The 18,908-nt window shown below is 74.0% G+C and carries 15 protein-coding genes; 3 read left to right on the top strand and 12 right to left on the bottom strand.

The features are described 5' to 3' along the window. Window positions 1–6: 6 nt before the first annotated feature. The 4 genes from AC067A_RS23750 to AC067A_RS23735 form a co-directional block, all read right to left on the bottom strand. Window positions 7–1,290, bottom strand: a complete 1,284-nt coding sequence (locus AC067A_RS23750; RefSeq protein WP_479244482.1) for a sugar ABC transporter permease — start codon at window positions 1,288–1,290, stop codon at window positions 7–9. Then, window positions 1,287–2,066, bottom strand: a complete 780-nt coding sequence (locus AC067A_RS23745; RefSeq protein WP_479244481.1) for an ATP-binding cassette domain-containing protein — start codon at window positions 2,064–2,066, stop codon at window positions 1,287–1,289. Before AC067A_RS23745 ends, AC067A_RS23750 begins: the two co-directional genes overlap by 4 nt. Before the next feature lie 44 nt (window positions 2,067–2,110). After that, window positions 2,111–3,202, bottom strand: a complete 1,092-nt coding sequence (locus AC067A_RS23740) for a sugar ABC transporter substrate-binding protein (RefSeq protein ID WP_479244480.1) — start codon at window positions 3,200–3,202, stop codon at window positions 2,111–2,113. 127 nt (window positions 3,203–3,329) lie between these two features. Beyond that, window positions 3,330–4,094: a hypothetical protein gene (locus AC067A_RS23735; RefSeq protein ID WP_479244479.1), complete on the bottom strand. Its 765-nt coding sequence runs from the start codon at window positions 4,092–4,094 to the stop codon at window positions 3,330–3,332. Window positions 4,095–4,287: 193 nt separating this feature from the next. Between AC067A_RS23735 and AC067A_RS23730 the strand changes: the two genes are divergently transcribed. After that, window positions 4,288–4,737 (top strand): SRPBCC family protein, encoded by a 450-nt coding sequence (locus AC067A_RS23730; protein WP_479244478.1) that lies wholly within the window; start codon window positions 4,288–4,290, stop codon window positions 4,735–4,737. Between the two features lie 40 nt (window positions 4,738–4,777). On the opposite strand, the gene AC067A_RS23725 is transcribed toward AC067A_RS23730, so the two are convergent. From AC067A_RS23725 to AC067A_RS23695, 7 genes are all read right to left on the bottom strand, one after another. Then, entirely contained in the window at window positions 4,778–5,989 is a 1,212-nt protein-coding gene (locus AC067A_RS23725) for a nitric oxide synthase oxygenase (RefSeq protein WP_479244477.1), read from the bottom strand. Window positions 5,990–6,082: 93 nt separating this feature from the next. Next, entirely contained in the window at window positions 6,083–7,327 is a 1,245-nt protein-coding gene (locus tag AC067A_RS23720; protein ID WP_479244476.1) for a cytochrome P450 family protein, read from the bottom strand. Then, entirely contained in the window at window positions 7,324–8,553 is a 1,230-nt protein-coding gene (locus tag AC067A_RS23715; RefSeq protein ID WP_479244475.1) for a cytochrome P450, read from the bottom strand. The genes AC067A_RS23720 and AC067A_RS23715 overlap by 4 nt, the downstream gene beginning before the upstream one ends. Further along, window positions 8,550–9,179: a GTP-binding protein gene (locus AC067A_RS23710; protein ID WP_479244474.1), complete on the bottom strand. Its 630-nt coding sequence runs from the start codon at window positions 9,177–9,179 to the stop codon at window positions 8,550–8,552. Before AC067A_RS23710 ends, AC067A_RS23715 begins: the two co-directional genes overlap by 4 nt. Beyond that, window positions 9,160–9,513, bottom strand: a complete 354-nt coding sequence (locus tag AC067A_RS23705; RefSeq protein WP_479244473.1) for a DUF742 domain-containing protein — start codon at window positions 9,511–9,513, stop codon at window positions 9,160–9,162. Before AC067A_RS23705 ends, AC067A_RS23710 begins: the two co-directional genes overlap by 20 nt. After that, complete coding sequence (locus tag AC067A_RS23700) at window positions 9,510–9,911, bottom strand: roadblock/LC7 domain-containing protein (RefSeq protein ID WP_479244472.1); 402 nt, start codon at window positions 9,909–9,911, stop codon at window positions 9,510–9,512. The genes AC067A_RS23705 and AC067A_RS23700 overlap by 4 nt, the downstream gene beginning before the upstream one ends. Then, a complete protein-coding gene (locus AC067A_RS23695; protein ID WP_479244471.1) occupies window positions 9,911–11,680 on the bottom strand; it encodes a sensor histidine kinase in 1,770 nt (589 codons plus the stop codon). The genes AC067A_RS23700 and AC067A_RS23695 overlap by 1 nt, the downstream gene beginning before the upstream one ends. A gap of 452 nt (window positions 11,681–12,132) precedes the next feature. Here AC067A_RS23695 and AC067A_RS23690 point away from each other — a divergent pair, with 452 nt between their 5' ends. After that, window positions 12,133–14,136, top strand: a complete 2,004-nt coding sequence (locus tag AC067A_RS23690) for a SpoIIE family protein phosphatase (RefSeq protein WP_479244470.1) — start codon at window positions 12,133–12,135, stop codon at window positions 14,134–14,136. A 7-nt stretch (window positions 14,137–14,143) separates the two neighbouring features. Here AC067A_RS23690 and AC067A_RS23685 read toward each other — a convergent pair whose 3' ends face one another. Beyond that, entirely contained in the window at window positions 14,144–16,009 is a 1,866-nt protein-coding gene (locus tag AC067A_RS23685) for a serine/threonine-protein kinase (RefSeq protein WP_479244469.1), read from the bottom strand. Between the two features lie 150 nt (window positions 16,010–16,159). Here AC067A_RS23685 and AC067A_RS23680 point away from each other — a divergent pair, with 150 nt between their 5' ends. Next, complete coding sequence (locus tag AC067A_RS23680) at window positions 16,160–18,754, top strand: MFS transporter (protein ID WP_479244468.1); 2,595 nt, start codon at window positions 16,160–16,162, stop codon at window positions 18,752–18,754. Window positions 18,755–18,908 lie beyond the last annotated feature (154 nt).

Raw genomic sequence — 18,908 nt, 5'->3', positions numbered from 1 at the left:
GCGGTCTCAGGCCCGGCCGGCGGCCTTCTGGCTGCGCCGGGACAGCGAGTCGACGACCACGGCGGCCAGGAGCACCGAACCGGTGATCATGAACTGGACGGCGTTGCTGACGCCCATGATGTTCATGCCGGACTGGATCGACCCGATCACCAGCGCGCCGAGCAGCGCCGACCACACCGAGCCGCGTCCGCCGAACAGGCTGGTGCCGCCGATGACGGCCGCCGCGATCACGTTCATCAGCAGGTTGCCGCCGCCGGAGGTCTGGCTCGCCGACTGGATCTGTCCGGCGAGGAAGATGCCGCCGACGGCCGCCATGGTCCCGGATATGGAGAAGACGGTGATCCGCACGAACGGGACGCTGATGCCGGCCCTGCGCGCACCCTCGATGTTGCCGCCCACCGCGAAGACCCGCCGGCCGTACGTGGTGCGCCGGAGCACGAAGTCCAGGACGACCAGCAGGATCAGGAAGATCAACAGGGCGAGCGGCAGCCCCTGGTACTGGTTCAGGATGTACGCGGTGGCGAACGCGATGGCGGCGAGCACCACCGTGCGCAGCACGATCTCGGCGACGGGCCGCGACGGCACGCGGGCCGACCGGCGCCGCCTCGCGTCGAGCAGCGAGGCCGCAAGGAAGAGACCGACGCCGACGGCCGCCGTCACGTAGGCGGCGGCCGGGCTGTGGAAGACCGTCGAGTAGAGCTTGGCGACGATGCTCTCGGCGGGGATGTTGACCGTGCCGCTCGTGCCGAGCACCTGGAGCATGAGACCGTTCCAGGCGAGGTTGCCCGCCAGGGTGACGACGAAGGCGGGCACGCCGACCTTCGCGAAGAAGAACCCCTGGATGAGACCGACCACCGCACCGCTCGTCAGGGCGACCAGCAGCGCCAGCCACTCGTTCATGCCGTTCAGCACGTTGAGCACGGCGAAGACCGCGGCGCACAGACCGCTGACCGAACCCACCGACAGGTCGATCTCGCCGAGCAGCAGGACGAAGACGATGCCGACGGCGATCATGCCCGTGCCGACGATCTGCTGGCTGAGGTCGGACAGGTTCTGGGCCGACAGGAACGTGCTGTCCAGGCTGCCGAACACCGTCCAGATGATGATCACGGCCAGCACCACGGGAAGCGAGCCCAGCTCACCGCTGCGCAGCTTGCGGCGGAACTCCCCGAGGTACCCCTTCAGGCCCTCCTCGCGGACGAGGAGACGGCTGTCGACGGCCGGCAGGGCACCGGGTGCCGGTTCCTGCGTGGCGTCGTCGGGGCCCTGGACACGACGGTCGCGGCTCATCGCTCCTCCTCCCGCTTACGGGCCTGGCGGCGGGTGACGGCGCTGTCGGTGGCCCCGGTGATGGCGGAGATGATCTCCTCGGTGGTCGTGGAGCGCTTGTCGAAGAAGCCGTTGTTCCGGCCGAGGCGCATGACGGCGATCCGGTCCGCGACCGCCATCACGTCCACCATGTTGTGACTGATCAGGATCGTCCCGAGGCCCTGCTCGCGGAGCCGCTCCACCAGGTCGAGCACCTCGGCGGTCTGCTCCACGCCCAGCGCCGCGGTGGGCTCGTCGAGGATGACCACCTTCGGCGCGCCGATCAGCGAGCGGGCGATGGCCACCGTCTGCCGCTGACCGCCGGAGAGGGAGGCCACGGGGATACGGACGCTCGGGATCCGGATGGACAGCGTGTCGAGCAGCTCGCGCGCCCGCTGGTCCATCCGCACCTCGTCGAGCACGCCGAAGCGGCGCAGCTCGCGGCCGAGGAACAGGTTGGCGACCACGTCGAGGTTGTCGCACAACGCCAGGTCCTGGTAGACGGTCGCGATGCCGAGGTTCTGGGCGTCGTGGGGCCGGCCGATGGAGACCGGCCGGCCCTCCCACTCGATGACGCCCTCGTCGGGCGGGTTCACCCCGGCGATCGCCTTGACGGCGGTGGACTTGCCGGCGCCGTTGTCGCCGACCAGTGCCACCACCTCGCCGGGGTGCACCTCCAGATCGAACCCCTTCAGCGCCTGGACCGCGCCGAACCGTTTGGAGACCCCTCGCAGTGTGAGCACGGGTGACTCCGGCAAAGGAACCGCCTCCTCGACCAGCCCTGCGCGCCTGGACCCCGTCACTACTGCAGACCGGCCGCCTTGCAGGCCGCCGCGTACGTCGGGGTGCAGATCTCCTCGACCGTGTACAGGCCGTCCTTGACGACGGTGTCCTTGATGTTGCTCTTGTCGACCACGACCGGGGTCAGCAGGTTCGCCGGGACCTTCTGGCCACTGCCGCTGGTGACGGTGGTGGGCACCAGGTCGGGCGGGAGCTTCTTGCCCTCGGCCAGGTCGACGGCCATCGTCGCGGCGATGTCGGCCTCCGGCTTGTACGGCTTCTCGACGGTGATGGTCTGGGTGCCGAGCAGGATCCGCTGGATCGCGTCGAGCTGGGCGTCCTGACCGGTCAGCGGGACGTTGATGCCCGCCGACTTCAGAGCGGTCGCGATGCCCGCGGCGAGTCCGTCGTTGGCCGAGTAGACACCGACGATGTTGTCCTTGCCGAGGGCGCTGATCGCGCCGGACATCTGCTGGTTGGCGTTGTTCGGGTCCCAGTTCGGCGTGTCGTACTCCTTGCCGATCTTCACCTTGCCGTCGAGCACCGAGTGCGCGCCCGCCTTGAACTCCGCCGCGTTCGGGTCGGTCGGCGAACCGTTGTGCATCACGATCTCGCCGCTTCCGGCCTTGTCGCCCAGCGCCTCCAGGAGCGCCTTGCCCTGGAGCTCGCCGACCTTGCGGTTGTCGTACGAGACGTAGGCGTCGACCGGACCCTGCGCGAGGCGGTCGTACGCGACGACCTTGACGCCCGCGTCATGGGCCTTCTGCACGGAGGACTGGATCGACTTGGCGTCCACGGCGTCCAGGATGAGGACCTTGTCGCCCTTGGCGAGCGCGGTGTTGACCTGCTGCTGCTGGGTCGTGGCGCTCTCCGCGGCGTTGTAGTAGTCGATCTGGGCCCCGGGTGCCAGTTCCTTGATCTTGGCCTCGATGTAGGGCCGGTCGAACTTCTCGTACCGCGTGGTCTTGCTCTCCGGCAGCAGAAGGCCGATCCGTACGTCCTCCTGTGCCGCCGATCCCGTGCCCGGCTGGGCCGCGCCGCTGGTCGCCACCGCGCCCAGGGAGAATGCGGCGGCTCCGGCCAGGGCTATCGCAGCCCGCAATGTACGGGTCATGGGAGGCTCCTTTCGTCCGCCCCCCATCCCCCTCGCCGTGCCGACACGACAGTCGGCAGGACCTATGGCCTATATATCGACATTAGCCGCAACCTGGAGACCGGCAAGCGGGTGGGACCGCCGCCGGTCACGACGGCGCCGAGCCGTCGGCCGCGTCGGTGGCGCGCAGCAGCCTCAGGAACGCCTTCAGACCGGTGATGATCTCCTCGTTGTCCGTGAGCCGGTTCACCGTCGACTCGAACTCCCGCGCCAGGGCGGCGATCCTGCGGTCGGTCCGATCGGCGCGCTCGTGCGCGGAGAGGGCGATCGCGTCCGCGGTGCGGCGCAGCTCGGCGAGGGCCCGGTACTGCTCCTCCGCCTTGTCGTCGAGGACCGACGCGCCGCTCTCCAGGGCGGCCACCCGGTCGCGGAGCGCCACCACGTCGTCGCGCGGGTACGTGACCTCCCCGAGCAGGGTGCCGAGCCTGCGCCGCAACTGCCCGAAGTACGCGCCGGCCGGCCGGAAGAACGTGCTCGCCAGGAAGAGGCCCGCGCACCAGTACCCCGCCTCGCGGCCGGTCGCCACCGTGACCCCCACCGCCACGGCGGCGGTCGCCAGGTGCCCGGCCACGGCGACCCGCAGCATCACCCGCGCGATGCGCCGCGCCTCGGTGTCCCGCTCCTCGGAGACCTCGATCCCCTTCCCCCGGCTCACCGCGATCTCCGCCAGCACCGCGTGGGCCCGGAAGTACAGGTTCCACGGCGTCGTCAGGAGCATCAGGAGCCAGAGCAGCGCGAGCACCCCCGCCCCCACGGCCAGTACCGTCCCCGGCGGCGCTCCCACCGCGTACGCGAGCACCAGCGCGCCGACCGCCAGCCCCGCCGCCACCAGACCACCCACGACCTTGCGCATCGCCGCCCCCTCCGCGCCCGTACACCGCCCTCGCGTCATGGTCCCGCCCGGGCAGGTCTCCGGCATGAGTACCGCTACTCAGACCGGCGCTGGCCGGACACCGGCCCTAGTGGGAGAATTCGTATGAAGCGACAACGAGTCCGCGTCGGTGAGCGGATACCGGCGAGGCCTCCCGTCGGACGAAGAAGGCATCATGGCCGCCATCACCGAATCCATCGACATCTCCCGCCCGCCCGCCGACGTCTTCGGCTACGTCACGGACCCCACGCACCTGCCCGCCTGGCAGGAGAGCGCCGTCTCGGTCCGCAGGATCGGGGACGCCCCCTTCGGCGTCGGCTCGAAGGTCGCCGTCACCCGCCGCCTCGGCCGCCGCGAAGTCACCACCGTCATGCAGGTCATCGAACTCGATCCGCCGAGGCACTGGCACATCCACGGCATCGACGGCCCCGTGCGCGGCGACGTCCGGGGCACCATCGAACCCCTCGGCGACGGCGGACGGTCACGCCTGACCCTCTCCCTCGACTTCGAGGGGCACGGCATCGGCAAGGCCCTCGTCCCCCTCGTCGTACGCCCCCACGTGCGCAAGGAGATGCCCAGGGACGAACTCGCCCTCAAGGGCATCCTGGAGAGCTCGGCCCCCTAGGGAGTCACGCCCCACCCGCGGGGGCGACAGGGGGCACCGCTCAGGATCGACGCGGGAGGAACGCCGGTCGCAGCGACGGGTCCACGGGGTCGTAGTAGCGGTGGAAGACCGGCGTCGCGGAGCCCGAGACGGGAGGGACGATCCAGCTCCAGTCGGCCGGGGTGGCCCGGCCCAGACGGCTCTCGCGGTCGATGTGCCGGAGGAAGCGCTCGGACTCCGTGTGGTGGTCGGCCATCGTCACCCCCGCCTCCTGGAAGGAGTGCAGCACCGCCACGTTGAGCTCGACCAGCGCCCGGTCCCGCCACAGGGTGCGCTCGCTCGACCGGTCCAGACCCAGCCGGTCGGCGACCACCGGGAGCAGGTCGTAGCGCTCGGCGTCGGCGAGGTTGCGGGCGCCTATCTCCGTGCCCATGTACCAGCCGTTGAACGGCGCCGCCGGATAGCGCACGCCCCCGATCTCCAGGGCCATGTCGCTGATCGCCGGCACCGCGTACCAGCGCAGCCCCAGCTCCGCGAACCACGCGTGGTCGGGATGGCGCAGCGCCACCTCCAGCACGGCGTCGTCGGGCAGTTCGTACCACTCGGGGCGCGCGCCGGGACGCTCCTCGACCATCAGCGGCAGCACCTGGAACCGGTCCTCGTTCCGCTTCCAGCCCAGGTCGACGGCCCGATCGGAGAGCGGCGCGCCGCGCGGATCGCCGGTCCAACGGCCGTCGGGCGCGCGGTGGCCGGCGTAGCGGACGAGCTGGTCGTTGACGATCCGGGGCCCCGCGCGGCCCGGCCGGTCCGGCGCGAAGACGGAGATCACCGGGCGGATCCTGCCGCCGTTCCCGGCCTGCCGCAGATGCGCGAAGCAGTGGGCGGCGACGTCGTCGGCCGCCGTCACGTGCCGCAGGTCCCGCACCACGAGGCTCCGCCAGTAGAGCCTGCCGATGCAGCGCGCCGCGTTCCGCCACGCGACCCGGGCGCCGAACGCCAGCTCCTCGGCGGTGTGTTCGTAGCCGCCGGTCCGGTCGATCTCGGACCGGACCTCGCGGATCCTGCGCTCCACGTCGCCGGCGGCCGGCTGCTCCCGGTGGAACTGGCGGACGAAGTCCTCGGCCGCCCGACGGTCCACCGGCGCGGCCCCGGGCGGCGCGCCCGCCGCGGCGGGCGCGCCCGGACCGGTCGCGTACGGACAAGCGGTGCTCGTGGGGACAGACTTCCGGCGGCGGCTCAGGCTGAAGATCAAGGTGTTCCCTCCCGGGCTCATGACTACCGCATGAACACGCGCGGGCGCGGAGAGTAGGACGTTCTCCGTCCGGGAAGGGAACCCCGCTGCTACGCTGCCGGACGCCTGTGGCCGTCAGGCCAGGACGACCGGCAGGTCGAACAGGTCGTTCTGCGTCACCACCGGCTTGTTCCGCAGCTCCTCGCGCGCCACGGCGAGCCGCAGCCCGGGGAAGCGCGCGTACAGCGCGGGCAGCGCCACCGACGCCTCCAGGCGGGACAGGGCCGCGCCCGGGCAGACGTGCGGGCCGTGCCCGAACGAGATGTGACGGTTCGGCGCACGGGTCACGTCGAACGCGCCCGCCGTCGGTCCGTGCTGCTCCTCGTCCCGGCCGATCGCGCCGAACGAGACGATCAGCGCGTCGCCCTCGGGCAGGATCCGGTCGCCCACCTCGATGTCCTCGGTGGCGAAGCGGATCAGCACGTGCGAGGTCGGCGTGGACCAGCGCAGGGTCTCCTCGATCACGTTCGCCCACGGCACCTCGCCGGAGAGCACGAGCTCACGCTGCTCGGGGTGGGTCTCCAGGGCCACGACGGCGTTCACGATCAGGCTGATCGTCGTCTCGTGCCCGGCCGCCACCATCAGCTGGAGGGTGTTGGTGATCTCCTCCGTGCTCAGCCGGTCACCGCCCTCCGACGCCTCGATCAGCGCGCTGGTCAGGTCGTCGCCCGGCTTCTCGGCCTTGCCCGCCACGATCCCCGCGAACAGCGCACCCAGGTCCGCCATCATCTGCGGCACCTCCTCGGGCGGGGTCTGCGTCGAGAAGAACTTCTCGAACAGGGCCTTCATCCGCGGGTGGTCGGCCGGGTCGACGCCCATCAGGTCGCTGACCACGTTCATCGGCAGCGGGTAGGCGAACTCCGCCTTCAGGTCCACGACCTCGCCGGCCGGGCGCTCCGCCAGCCGGTCCAGCATGCCCTCGGTCAGGGCCTCGATGCCCTCGCGCAGCCGCTCCACCCGGCGCGCGGTCAGCGCCTGCGCGACCAGGGTGCGCAGTCGGCGGTGCTCCTCGCCGTCGACGGTCAGCATCGACTTCCCGGGGTTGGCGAGGCCGATCAGCGGCCAGTCCACGGGTATCTCGCCGCGCTGCCAGGCGCCCCAGACGCCGATGTCCTTGACCAGCCGGGCGTCGGTGAGCAGCCGCCGTGCCTCGGCGTGGTGGGTGACGGCCCAGCAGGCCACCCCCCCGGGCAGCACGACACGGGCCAGCGGGCCCGCGGCACGCAGCCGGGCGCTCTCGCCGTCGAGGTCGGCGACGAACGGGTCCAGGGTGATGGCGTCGGTGCCGGACGCGGCGGCGTGGGCGTGCGGGCAGGTCATCCGAGTGCTCCAAGGGCGGGGGTCGGGGTGTACGTCACGGGAAGCGCGGTGAGGCCGCGCAGCCACGGGGAGGGGCGGCGGGCGAGGGCGCCCTCGGCGACGGCGAGGTCCACGTCCGGCAGCCGGTCGAGCAGCACCTCGATGCCCGTCCGGGCGATGGTCTCGGCGACCTCCTGTGCCGGGAAGGGACAGCGGTGCTCGCCGTGGCCGAAGGAGAGGTAGGCGTTGTTGCCGCCGGTGAGCCGGCCCGCGTCGGCCCGCACGTGCGGGTCCGCGTTGGCGGCTCCCAGGCCCAGGAGCAGCAGGTCGCCGCCGCCGATCCGGCGCCCGCCGAGGTGCGTGTCGCGCGAGGCCCAGCGCCCGGCGACGTTCTGGGTGGGCGTGTCCTCCCACAGCACCTCGTTCATCGCCTCGCCGACGCTGTGGCGGCCGCCGGACAGGGAGGCCGCGAACCGGTCGTCGGTCAGCATCAGCCGCAGCGAGTTGCCGATCCAGTCGGCGGTGGGCTGGTGGCCGGCGGCCATCATCACCATGAGGTCCTGGGCGACCTCCTCGACGGTGAAGCCGGCGGTGTTGCCGAGCATCCGGGAGGCGACGTCGTCGCCGGGGGTCTGCGCCTTCGCGGCGAGCAGGGCGAACATGGACTCCGCCAGATGGCGCTGGCCCTCCAGCGCGCCTTCCTGACCGTTGATCATGTCGTTCATGGCGGTGACGAGCGCCGGGCCCTGCTCGTCGGCGAAGCCGTAGACGCTGGCGAGGACCCGTACCGGCAGCAGCATCGCGTACTCGGCGATGATGTCGCAGGCGCCCTTGCCGCAGAGCGCGTCGATGAGCTCGTCGGCGAACCGCTCGGCCCGCTCCTTGAGGACGAACGGGTCGATCGCCTCCAGCGCCCCGGAGATCACGCCCGCGCGCTCGCGGTGCCGCTCGCCGACGGTGTACAGGATGGACGGCTGCTTGCGGCCGATCATGGGCAGCAGGGGCCAGTCCGCCGGGATGGCGTCCCACTGGTTCCACAGCTCGGAGTCCCGGGAGAAGAGCACAGGGTCGCTGGTGACCTGGTGGAGCTCGCGGTAGCCGAGCACCAGCCAGGCGGGGACGCCGCCGTCGAGGACGACCGGGGCCACCGCGCCGTGCTCGCGCCGGATCTGCCGGTACAGCTCGTTGGGGTCGGTCTGGAACCGAGGCCCGCTCAGGAGGACCGGCGGGTGTTCGGGGAGGGTCACGGGGCGGGCTCCGGGATCGGCTGCGGGACCGGCCGCACGGCCGGGGCGACGACGGTCCGCAGGTGCTCGACGAGGGCGATGAGGACCTGCTTGCTCGACTCGCGCGACCTGGCGTCGCAGAAGACCAGCGGGACCTCGTCGGCGAGGTCGAGCGCCCCGCGGATCTGGGCGGGGGTGTGGGCGGGACCGCCGAAGTCGTTGCAGGCGACGACGAACGGAGTCCCGTGGTGTTCCAGACGGTCGATGGCGTACCAGGAGTCGGCGAGCCGCCGGGTGTCGACGAGCACGACCGCGCCGAGGGTCCCGGAGAACAGCCGGTCCCAGAGGAACCAGAACCGCTCCTGGCCGGGCGCCCCGAACAGGTACAGGACGTTGTGGGCGTCGAGCGAGATGCGGCCGAAGTCGAAGGCCACCGTGGTGGCCGACTTGGCTGCCACGCCGGCGGTGTCGTCGACGCCCTCGCCGGCCTGGGTCATCGTCTCCTCGGTGTTCAGCGGACGGATCTCGCTGACCGAGCGGACCAGGGTGGTCTTGCCGACTCCGAACCCACCGACGACGACGATCTTCAGTCCGTTGTCGGCGGTGCTGTGCAGGGTACGGCGCTGTTCAGAGGTTACGGAGTCCAACGAGCACCTGCTCCAGGATGTCGTGATCGGGAAGGCGGTACGACGAGCGGGGATGACGGGCGCTGATCCGGCCGGTGTCGTGCAGGTCGGCCAGCAGGATCCGCGTGATCGACACCGGCAGACCGAGCCCGGCCGCGACCTCCACCACCGCCGTGGGGAGGCGGCACATGCGCAGGATCGCCACGTGCTCGGACTGCATGCCGGGCACCGGGTCGCTCTCGGAGACCACCAGGGTCACCAGGTCGAAGGCGTCGGAACCGGAGCGGCTGCGGCCGCCGGTCAGGGTGTAGAGGCGGTCGGGGGAGTCGTCCCGGCCCGGCCTGCCGCGGCTCATCCCCGGGGCCTCGCGACCAGGTGCTCGCCCAACTGCTCCACCAGCTCGGACATGTTGTGGCCGATGAGGCCCGCGTCGGCGTCCTCGTCGGCGACGACCGCGAGATGGGCCCCCTCGCCGGCCTCGACGATGAACAGGATGCCGCCGTAGAACTCGGCGATCGCGGAGCGGACCCCGCCCGTGCCGTCCCCGAACTCCACGGAGGCACCGTGCGACAGGCTCTGGATGCCGGCGGCGATCGCGGCGAGCTGGTCGGCCTGGTCGACGGAGAGCTCGGGGGTGCGGCAGAGCTTGAGCCCGTCGCGGGAGAGCACCAAGGCGTGCCGGGTGCCCGGGGTGCGTTCCAGCAGGCCCTCCAGGAGCCAGCTGAGCTTCTCGTCGGTGGTGGAGCCGGTCATTACGGAGTGCCTTCCGGGTACGGGGGGTTCGAGGACGGCGAGGGCGCCTGCGGTTCGGACGCGCGGCCGGCCGGTTCGGACGGTGTGGCTTCGGGTGCGGAGACGGCGCCGGACGGGACGGCCGCGGTCGCGGGCGAGGGCGCCGCGTCGGGGTCGGACGGAGTGCCGGGCCGGGGCTCGCGTACGGGCGCGACGACGGCAGGACCGGCGGACGGCGAGGAGGCCGCGTCGGGGCCGTGCGGGGCGTCCGCCGTGGTGTCGGGCCGCGGCAGGGAGGGGTCCCGCGGCTCCTCGTCCGGGCGGACGGCGGTGCCGCGGACCGCCCGGCGGAACGTGCCGAACCGGTTCGCCGCGCCGGCCGCGGCGCCGGTGCGCGGGCCCGCGGCGGGCGCGCCCGCCGCGGTCTCGGGGCCGTCCGGGTGGGCGGCGGCCATCGCCCGGCCGCGCCGCCGCTGGGGCAGTCCGCTCTCGCCGAACCGAGGGTGCTCGCCGGTGCTCTCGGCGGCGCTGTCGTGCGCGGTCTCGGGCTCGGGGACGGGTGCGGGCGCCGGAAGGGCGGCGGTCGGCGCGGGCGCGGCCACGCCGCGGCCGGACAAGGGCGGCAGCGGGTCGGCCGGGGCGACGGCCGGTTCCACGGGCGCGTGGCTGATGAGTTCCTGGGGCAGCATCAGGAGCGCGCCGGTGCCGCCGCGGGCCGACGGGCGGAAGGACACGGTGAGGCCGTGCTTGCGCGCGAGGCGGCCGACGACCGCGAGGCCGAGCCGGGTGCCGGACAGGCCGGCCAGGTCCTGCGGGGCGGAGCCGACGGCGGCCTCCGCACGGCGCTGCTGGACGTCGCTCATCACCAGGCCGCTGTCCTCGACGGCGATGATGACGCCGGCCGGAACCTCCTCCACGTAGACGTGGACCTCGGCGGTGGGCGGCGAGAAGTTCGCCGCGTTGTCCATGAGTTCGGCCAGCGCGTGCATGACGCCTTCGGCGGCGTGGCCCGCGACGGCCGCGTCGCTGCTGGAGTGCAGCCGCACCCGCTGGTAGCCGCTGATCCGGCCCATCGCGCCGCGCAGGATCGACTCCATGACGATCGGTCGGGCCCAGCGGCGGCCGGACCGGGCGCCGCTGAGCACGGCGACGGAGTCGGCGAGGCGGCCGGCCTGCGCGGTCCGGTGGTCGAGGTGGAGGAGGTCGGTGAGGACGTCCTCGTCCGCGTGCCGGTTCTCCATCTCGCGCAGGTCGGCGAGCATGCTCGTGGCGAGTGCCTGCATGCGGCCGGCGGCGTTGGCCGCCGCGGCCATGGCGGCGGACCGGCCGGACTCGGCGCGGCGAAGCCGGACTTCGAGGAGTTCGGTGGCGGCGGCCGTCCGCCGGGCGAGTTCGGCCACCTCGGCGGCGTGGGACCGTACGAGGTCCTCGGCACGCGCCGTGTGGGCGGCCTCGGCGGCGGCGGTCTCCGCCGCGTGCCGTTCCTCGAGCGCGACCCTCTCGCGCTCGGCGGCGGCCGTGAACCGGGCGGCGTACGCGTCCTTGGAGGCGATCTCGGCCGCGAGGGTCTCGGCGCGCCGGCTCAGGGCTCGCGAGGTCCGCGCGTACCAGGTCACGGCGAAGGCCGAGGCCGAGAGCAGCAGGACACCGCAGGTGCCGAGCCAGCCCAGTGGGGTGCGGACCCCGCCCGGTGCCGCGGCGACGGCCGCGGCGGCGAGCGCGCCACCCGCGGCGGCGGTCAGCAGCGAGGCGATCAGGGCAGGGCGGAAGGGGGTGGGTGACGCCGGCATCGACCAGACTCTCGGGGGCGGGCACACAGGGGAAGGGGTGTCGCAACGACGGCACTATAGAGGCGTTGTTGATCAGTTCGGAACAGTCGTGATCGGATCGGCATTCAATCCCGCGCATACTTTTCCGCCACTGCGCCCAAGAAGGTCCGTACTTGCCTGCCCCCCAGGAAGTACCGTGCGGTGGCCGTTTCCTGAAGGCCCGTCGCCCGGACGGCCCATCCCGCCCCGACCACCTCCGCGACGGGCGGTCGCCCGTCCCGCCCCGCCCACGTGCCCGACGGGCCGCCGCCCGAAGCGCCGCCGCAGTCGTCCGTTCGCGGGATGCGCCGGGGTGAGGGAGGCTCGGGGGAGCGGCGGGAGCACCTCGGCCACGCCCTCGTCCGTCGTGCCCGGACAGCGCGGGACGGGCCCGAGGGCCGCCGGCCGGCCGGACATCCCTGCGGGAGGGGCGAGTGGACGCGGAACAGCCGCTGGTCACGGTGGACGGGAACACCTGGAACGAAGCGGTCCTGGGAGCCGTCTTCACCCAGGCCCAGGTAGGCCTGCACGTGCTGGACCAGGACCTGCGCGTGATCAAGGTGAACAAGGTCGCGGCGGCCCTGCGCGGCATCCCCGCCGAACGGGTCGTCGGCCGTCCGGCGGCGGAGGCGTACGCCATCCTGGGAGTGGCGTTCGACGGGGCCGTGCTGCTCGACGTCCTCACTACCGGCCGCCCCGTGACCGACCACCTCGTCACCGCCCGCCCCCTCCCCGGCGCGCACCGCCCGCCCGTCCTCTCGGTCTCCGTCCACCGTCTGGAGGACGCGGACGGACACGTGCTCGGCCTGGTCGTCACGAGCACCGACGTCACCGACCGCGAGCGCGCCCGCGCCCGGCTCGACCTCCTGCACGACGCGCACGAGCGGATCGGCACCGGCCTGGACGTGGAGCGCACCGCCCGCGAACTCGTCGACGTGACGCTGTCCCGGTTCGCGGACGCGGTGGTCGTCGCCCTCACCGACACCGTACTGAGGGGCAAGGACCCCGCCCTGGAGGCCGCCGAAACGGCACCGCTGCTGCGCTGCGCCGCCGCCGGCCGTACACCGGCGGGTCCCCCCGTGCCGGACGTCGGCCCGGTCCTGCTGCCGGGCGTCTTCGGCGACGCGCTGCCGGCGGAGGCGACCCTGCTGCCCGCCGCGCCGGCGGCCGGCGGCCACCCGGCGGCGCTCGGCCTCGTCGCCCCGCTGACCGCGCACGGACAGGTGCTGGGAGCCGTCGCCTTCCACCGGGGGCCCGGCGCCGAACCGTACGGAGGCGACGACCTCGCGCTCGCCGCCGCCCTGGCCGCCCGCACGGCGACCTGCCTGGAGAACGCCCTGCGCTTCACGCGCGAGCACATCGTGATGTACGCGCTGCAGAGCTGGCCGCTGCGCCAGCACGAGGCCACCCAGCGGGCCGTCGACGTCGCCCAGCGCCACCGCCCGGGCGGCACCGGTGCCGGATCCTGGTACGACGTCATCCCGCTGCCCGGAGCCCGGGTCGCCCTGGTCGCCGGGCAGGTCGAGCACCCGGGGCTGAGCGCCGTCGCCACCATGAGCCGGCTGCGGACCGCGGTCCACAGCCTGAGCACGCTCGACCTCGACCCGCACGAGATCCTGGCCCGGCTGCACACCACCGCGCGCCGCCTCTCCGGCGAGCAGGCGGCCGCACACGGCGCCGACGAGCCGACCGCCGGCTGCACGATCGCCGTGTACGACCCCGCCACCGGCCGCCTCGACGTCGCCCGCGCGGGCACTTCCCTCTTCGCCGTCGTGCGCCCCGACGGGACGGTCGACGACCGGCCCGTCGAGGACGGGCCCCTGCTCGGGGCCGAGGGCCCGCCGTTCGCCTGCGCGACCCACGCGCTCCCCGAGGGCAGCACCCTCTGCCTGGCCTCCGCGCCCCCGCCCGGCGACGAGGGTGCCCGGGCGGACGGCGTCATGGCCGCGCTCTCCCGGCCCGACCGCGACCCGGAGGCCATGGCCGACGACCTCGAACGGCTCCTCGCCCCGGACCGCGTCCTGCTGCTCGCCCGCACCCGCCGGCTCTCCCCGGAGGAACTGGCCGCGTGGGACATCCCCTTCGACTTCGCGGAGGTCGGCACCGCCCGCACCCTCGTCGAGGACCGCGTCGCCCGGTGGGACCTCCGCGTCGACCCCTTCTCCGTGGCGCTCGTCGCCAGCGAACTCGTCACCAACGCCATCCGCTACGGCGCCGCGCCGGTCACCCTCCGTCTGATGAAGGAGGGCTCCGGGCTCGTCTGCGAGGTCAGCGACGCCGGGCAGGCCGCCCCGCACCTGCGCCACGCCAAGGCGGTCGACGAGGGCGGCCGGGGCCTCCTCATCTGCGCCTCCCTCGCCGACGACTGGGGGGTGCGCTACACGGACGACGGCAAGACGGTCTGGGCGGAGATCGGCACGAAGGCGGCAGCCCGCTGACCGCCTCCTACGAGGAGGCGGCCGCGTTCCGCCAGACCGTCACGTCGATCGTCATGTACGTACTGGGCGAGTCCTCGGGAGACAGACCCCTGACGGTGACGAGACCCAGGTGTCCCGACCCCGTCGTGACGCAGACCTGACGACCCGTGGACAGCTTGTTCACGTAGATGTTCTCGGTGAACCGCGTCTCCGCCCGGCACGTGGCGAGGGACCCCTCCTGCCCCGGGTCGAGCAGCACCAGACTGCCACCGCTGCTCTCCGCGTCCAGGTAACCGCCGGTGTCGTACGAGAGTTCGTACCCGCCGTCCTCCCCGGCCTGGGGGCGCACGGTGTCGTCGCCGAGGGTCAGGTGGTAGCCCGCGGTGAGGTTGATCGCCTCGAAGTCGTACGCCTTCGGTTCCGGCGCCGACGACGGCTTCGCCCCGGTGGTGGCGCCCGCCGGTCCGTCCCCGCTCGCGCCCCCGCCGCCCTGGCCGCTCGGCTTCCCGCCGTCCGCCGTCGTCCGCCCCTTGTCGTCGTCCTTCAGGACCACGTACGCCGTGACACTGCCCGCGACGGCGAAGGCCACCGCGGCGGCGACGGCCACCAGCAGGCCCCGCTTGGCGGGAGCCGGCCGGACGCCGGGCGCGCCGGGCTGCGGATACGGGGCCCGCGGATACGTCCCCGGATGGGCGGGGCCCTGCGTGGGGGCGTACGCGGCCGCGGGCGGCGCCGGGTGGGGCGCGGGCGTCCGGTGGGGACCCTGCGGAGGCTGCTGCCCCGCCGGGGGGCCGAACGCCGCGGGCGGGGCGGCCGGCACCGCGGGAGCGCCCGGAGCCGTGGGGGAGTAGCCGGCGGCGGGCCCGGCGGGCGCCGTCGGCGGGTACGCCACGGAGGGGCCGGTCGGCACGGCCGGCGAGTAGCCCGCCACGGGGGCGACGGTCGGCGGGGGCGGCGCCTGGAGGGGGGCCGGAGCCGCCGTCCGGGCCGTGATGTCGGCGGAGACCGCACCGGGCAGCCAGTCCTCGGGCCGCCGCAGCACCGTCGACGCGTTCGCCACCTGGCAGAGCCGGATGACCTCGGAGATCGACGGCCGCGTCTCCGGGTCCTTCCCCAGGCAGCGCGCGATCAGCTCGCGCAGCCGCTCCGGCACGGCGCTCAGGTCCGGCTCCTCGTGCACGATCCGGTACAGCACTCCGTGCGAGGTGCCCTCGCCGAACGCGGGCACCCCGGTCGCCGCGTACGCCGCGACCTGGCCGAGCGCGAAGATGTCCGTGGCGGGCGTGACCTTGCTGCCCGCGGCCTGTTCGGGGGCCATGAACGACGGGGTGCCGATGGTGACGCCGCTGCCGGTGAGCGAGGTCGCGTCGGCCGCGTGCGCGATGCCGAAGTCGATGACGCGGGGGCCGTCGGCGGCGAGCAGCACGTTGGACGGCTTGAGGTCGCGGTGCACGATCCCGGCACCGTGGATCACGTGCAGGGCCTCGGCCATCCCCGCGACGAGCAGCAGCACCGTCTCCACGGGCAGTGCCCCGTGCGCCACGACGGCGTCGGCGAGCGAGGGGCCCGGGACGTACGCGGTGGCCAGCCAGGGCTGCGCGCCGTCCGGGTCGGCGTCGATCACCGGCGCCGTGAACAGCCCCTGCACGCGCTGGGCGGAGCGCACCTCCTGGGCGAACCGGCGGCGGAACTCCGCGTCCTCGCCGAACTCGGGGCGGATCAGCTTGATGGCGACGGGCCGGCCGCCGGGCGTGTACGACAGGTACACCTTCCCCATGCCGCCTGCCCCGAGCCTGGCGGCGAGCCGGTAGCCCGCGACCGTGGTGGGATCGTCCGCGGCGAGCGGATGGAACACCACTCCGCCGCCGCCTCGCCCCGACTGCTGACCGCTCATGAACCAAGTCTCCCCACGCGGACCACTGTTGCCGCAGGGCACCCTATCGGTGCCCCGCCGTCCGGCCGCGCCGATGCGGAGCCGGTGGCTTCGGCCATGGATCGGGGCGATCCGGCGCGGGGGATCGAGAGCCTCAACTATGTTACCGGCGTGGAAGAGTTGATCACCGAAGATCCGACGCGCATCGGTCCGTACCGTCTCATCGCCCGGCTGGGCGAGGGCGGGATGGGACTGGTCTACCTCGGGCGGTCGGAAGCGGGCCGGACCGTCGCGGTGAAGGTCGTGCAGGCCGAGCACGCCCAGCACCCCGAATTCCGCCAGAGGTTCGCGCGCGAGGTCGCGGCCGCCCGGCGGGTCGGCGGCGACTGGACGGCCGCCGTCCTCGACGCCGACACCGAGGCGCCGGTGCCCTGGGTGGCGACCCAGTACATCCCGGGCCCCGACCTGACGACCGTGGTCGCCCGGGACTTCGGCCCGCTGCCCGAGCACTCCGTCCGCACCCTGGCCCACCGCCTCGCCGTGGCCCTCCGGTCCGTCCACGGCGCGGGCCTCATCCACCGGGACCTGAAGCCGTCCAACGTGCTGGTGACGGTGGACGGGCCCCGCGTCATCGACTTCGGGATCGCCCGCGCGATGGACGGCCTCGGCGGCGACAGCCTGCGCACCCGCACCGGGATGCTCATCGGCTCGCCCGGGTTCATGTCCCCCGAGCAGGTGCGCGGCCTCGAACTCACCCCGGCCAGCGACGTGTTCTGCCTGGGTGCCGTCCTCGTCTACGCGGCCACCGGGCGGCTCCTCTTCGGCGCCACCGACACCGGTCTGCACGCGCACCTGTTCCGGATCGCGGAGGAGGAGCCCGACCTGACCGGCGTACCCGACTCGCTCGTCGACCTCGTGCGCGAGTGCCTGCACAAGGACCCGGCGCGACGGCCCACCCCCGCCGACGTGGCGGCCCGCACGGTGCCCGACCGGGCCGAGGAGTGGCTGCCCGGCTCCGTCCTCGCCCAACTCGGCCGACACGCGGCCGGGTTGCTCGACTTCGCGCCGGAGGCACGGGTCACCGACCCGCCGGACCCGCGGATCCCCGCCCAGCCGCAGGCGCCCCCGCAACCGCCCGCGTACACCCCGACGGCCCCGGTCGACCACCGGCCGCCGCCGGGATTCGGGCCGGCCGGCGGCCCGGTGCCGGGCGTCTGGGCCCTTCCCGCGCTCCCGCCCGACGTCCCCGGCGCCTCTCCCCGGCGGTGGTGGGGGCTGACGGCGGCCGTGCTGGCGCAGCTCGTGGTGGCGATCGGCACGTCGGCCGCGTACACGGCGCTGCCGTCCGCGATGCCCGATCTGGGCATGGAGACGGACGCCCTGTGGGTGACGCTCCTCGCCCAGGGTCTTGCCTTCGGCGCGCTGCTGCTGCTCGGCGGGCACATCGCCGATCTCCTGGGCCGCAAGAGGACCCTGCTCGTCGGTCTCGGGGTGTGTGCGGCGGCCTCCGTGGCCGGAGGCTCGGCGCCCGCCACGGCGCTGCTCGTCGTGGCGCAGATCCTGCAGGGCGTGGGCGCCGCACTGGCCTCCTCCGCCGCCCTGGCCCTGGTGGCCGGCGGGTTCACCGATCCGAAGGAACGAGGCAGGGCCTTCGGGCTCTACGCCGGGTTCGCCGGCGGTGGCCTGGTGATCGGCGACTTCACGGGCGGCTGGCTGGTCGAGGGCGTGGGCTGGCGCATGTGCCTGTACGCCGCCGTTCCGCTCGCGGCCGTGGCCGCCGCGGTGGCGAGCGGTGTCGCCGACGACCGGCGGGGCCGCGCCCCCGTCCGCTTCGACGCGCTCGGCGTCCTGCTCGGCACCGGCGCTCTCGCGGCCCTCGGCTTCGCCCTCGTGAAGGCCGAGTCGTCGCTCGGCTCGGACGGTTCGCGGCAGGGCGGCTGGGCCGACCCGCTGACCCTGCTGCTGCTCGTGGCCGGCGTGGCCCTGCTCGTGTCGTTCGTCTGGTGGCAGAACCACACGGGCGACCCGCTGGCCCCGCCGCACGTGTTCCGGGACCGCGGGCGTCTCGGCGCCCTCCTCGCCCTGCTCCTCACGGGCATGGGAACGTCCGGCCTGTTCCTGATCCTGTACCGCTACCTGAGCAGCGCCCACGACAACCTGCCGTCCCGGATCGGCCTGGTGCTGCTGCCCCTGGCGGCCGCCCTCCTGATCGTCTCCACCCAGGTCTCCGCCCGCCTCCAGCACCGGGCCGCGCCGGGCCCGCTGATCTCGTCGGGCCTGGTCCTCGCGGCGGTCGGCACGGCCCTGCTGACCCGTCTGGAGGTGGACAGCTCGTACGCCGCCCTGGTCCTGCCCGCCCTCCTCCTGGTCGGGACCGGTCTCGGTCTCGCGCTCTCCCCCCTCATCGCCACCGCCGCCGGCACGGCGCTGGACCGCAACCCGGGCGGGACGGCCGCGGTCGTCCTCACCGCACAGAACCTCGGCGGGGTCCTCGCCACCCCGCTGGTCGCCACCGTCCTCGCCACGGTGATCTCGGAGCGGGTGCGCGGCGTGTCGGGTATTCCCGAGGGTCTGCGGGAGGCCCTCGAAAGCGGCATCCTGCTGGACCGCTTCGACCTCTCCGAGTCGATGGGCGACACCATCGCGGAGACCCAGGCGGCGGTCCTCGCCGGCTACTCCGCCGCTCTGTGGTGCGCGGCCGGCCTCATGCTGCTCGCGGGCGTGCTCGGTGGCCTCCTGGTCAAGTCGACGAGCCCCCGGCCCTGAGGGGCCACGGCGGGCCATCGGGCGGGGGGGGGGGGGGGGGCCCCCCCCCCCCCCCCCCCCCGGCGGGCGGCGCCGCCCGGGGGGGGCGGGGGGGGGGGGGCGTGGGGGGGGACAGCCCCGGGGGGGCGCGCGCGGGCCCCCCCCCCCGCGCCCC

It is taken from the genome of Streptomyces sp. NPDC043176 (assembly GCF_056436715.1).
Note: the sequence above shows the minus strand (reverse complement) of the source record. Positions and strands in the feature narration are given on the sequence as shown.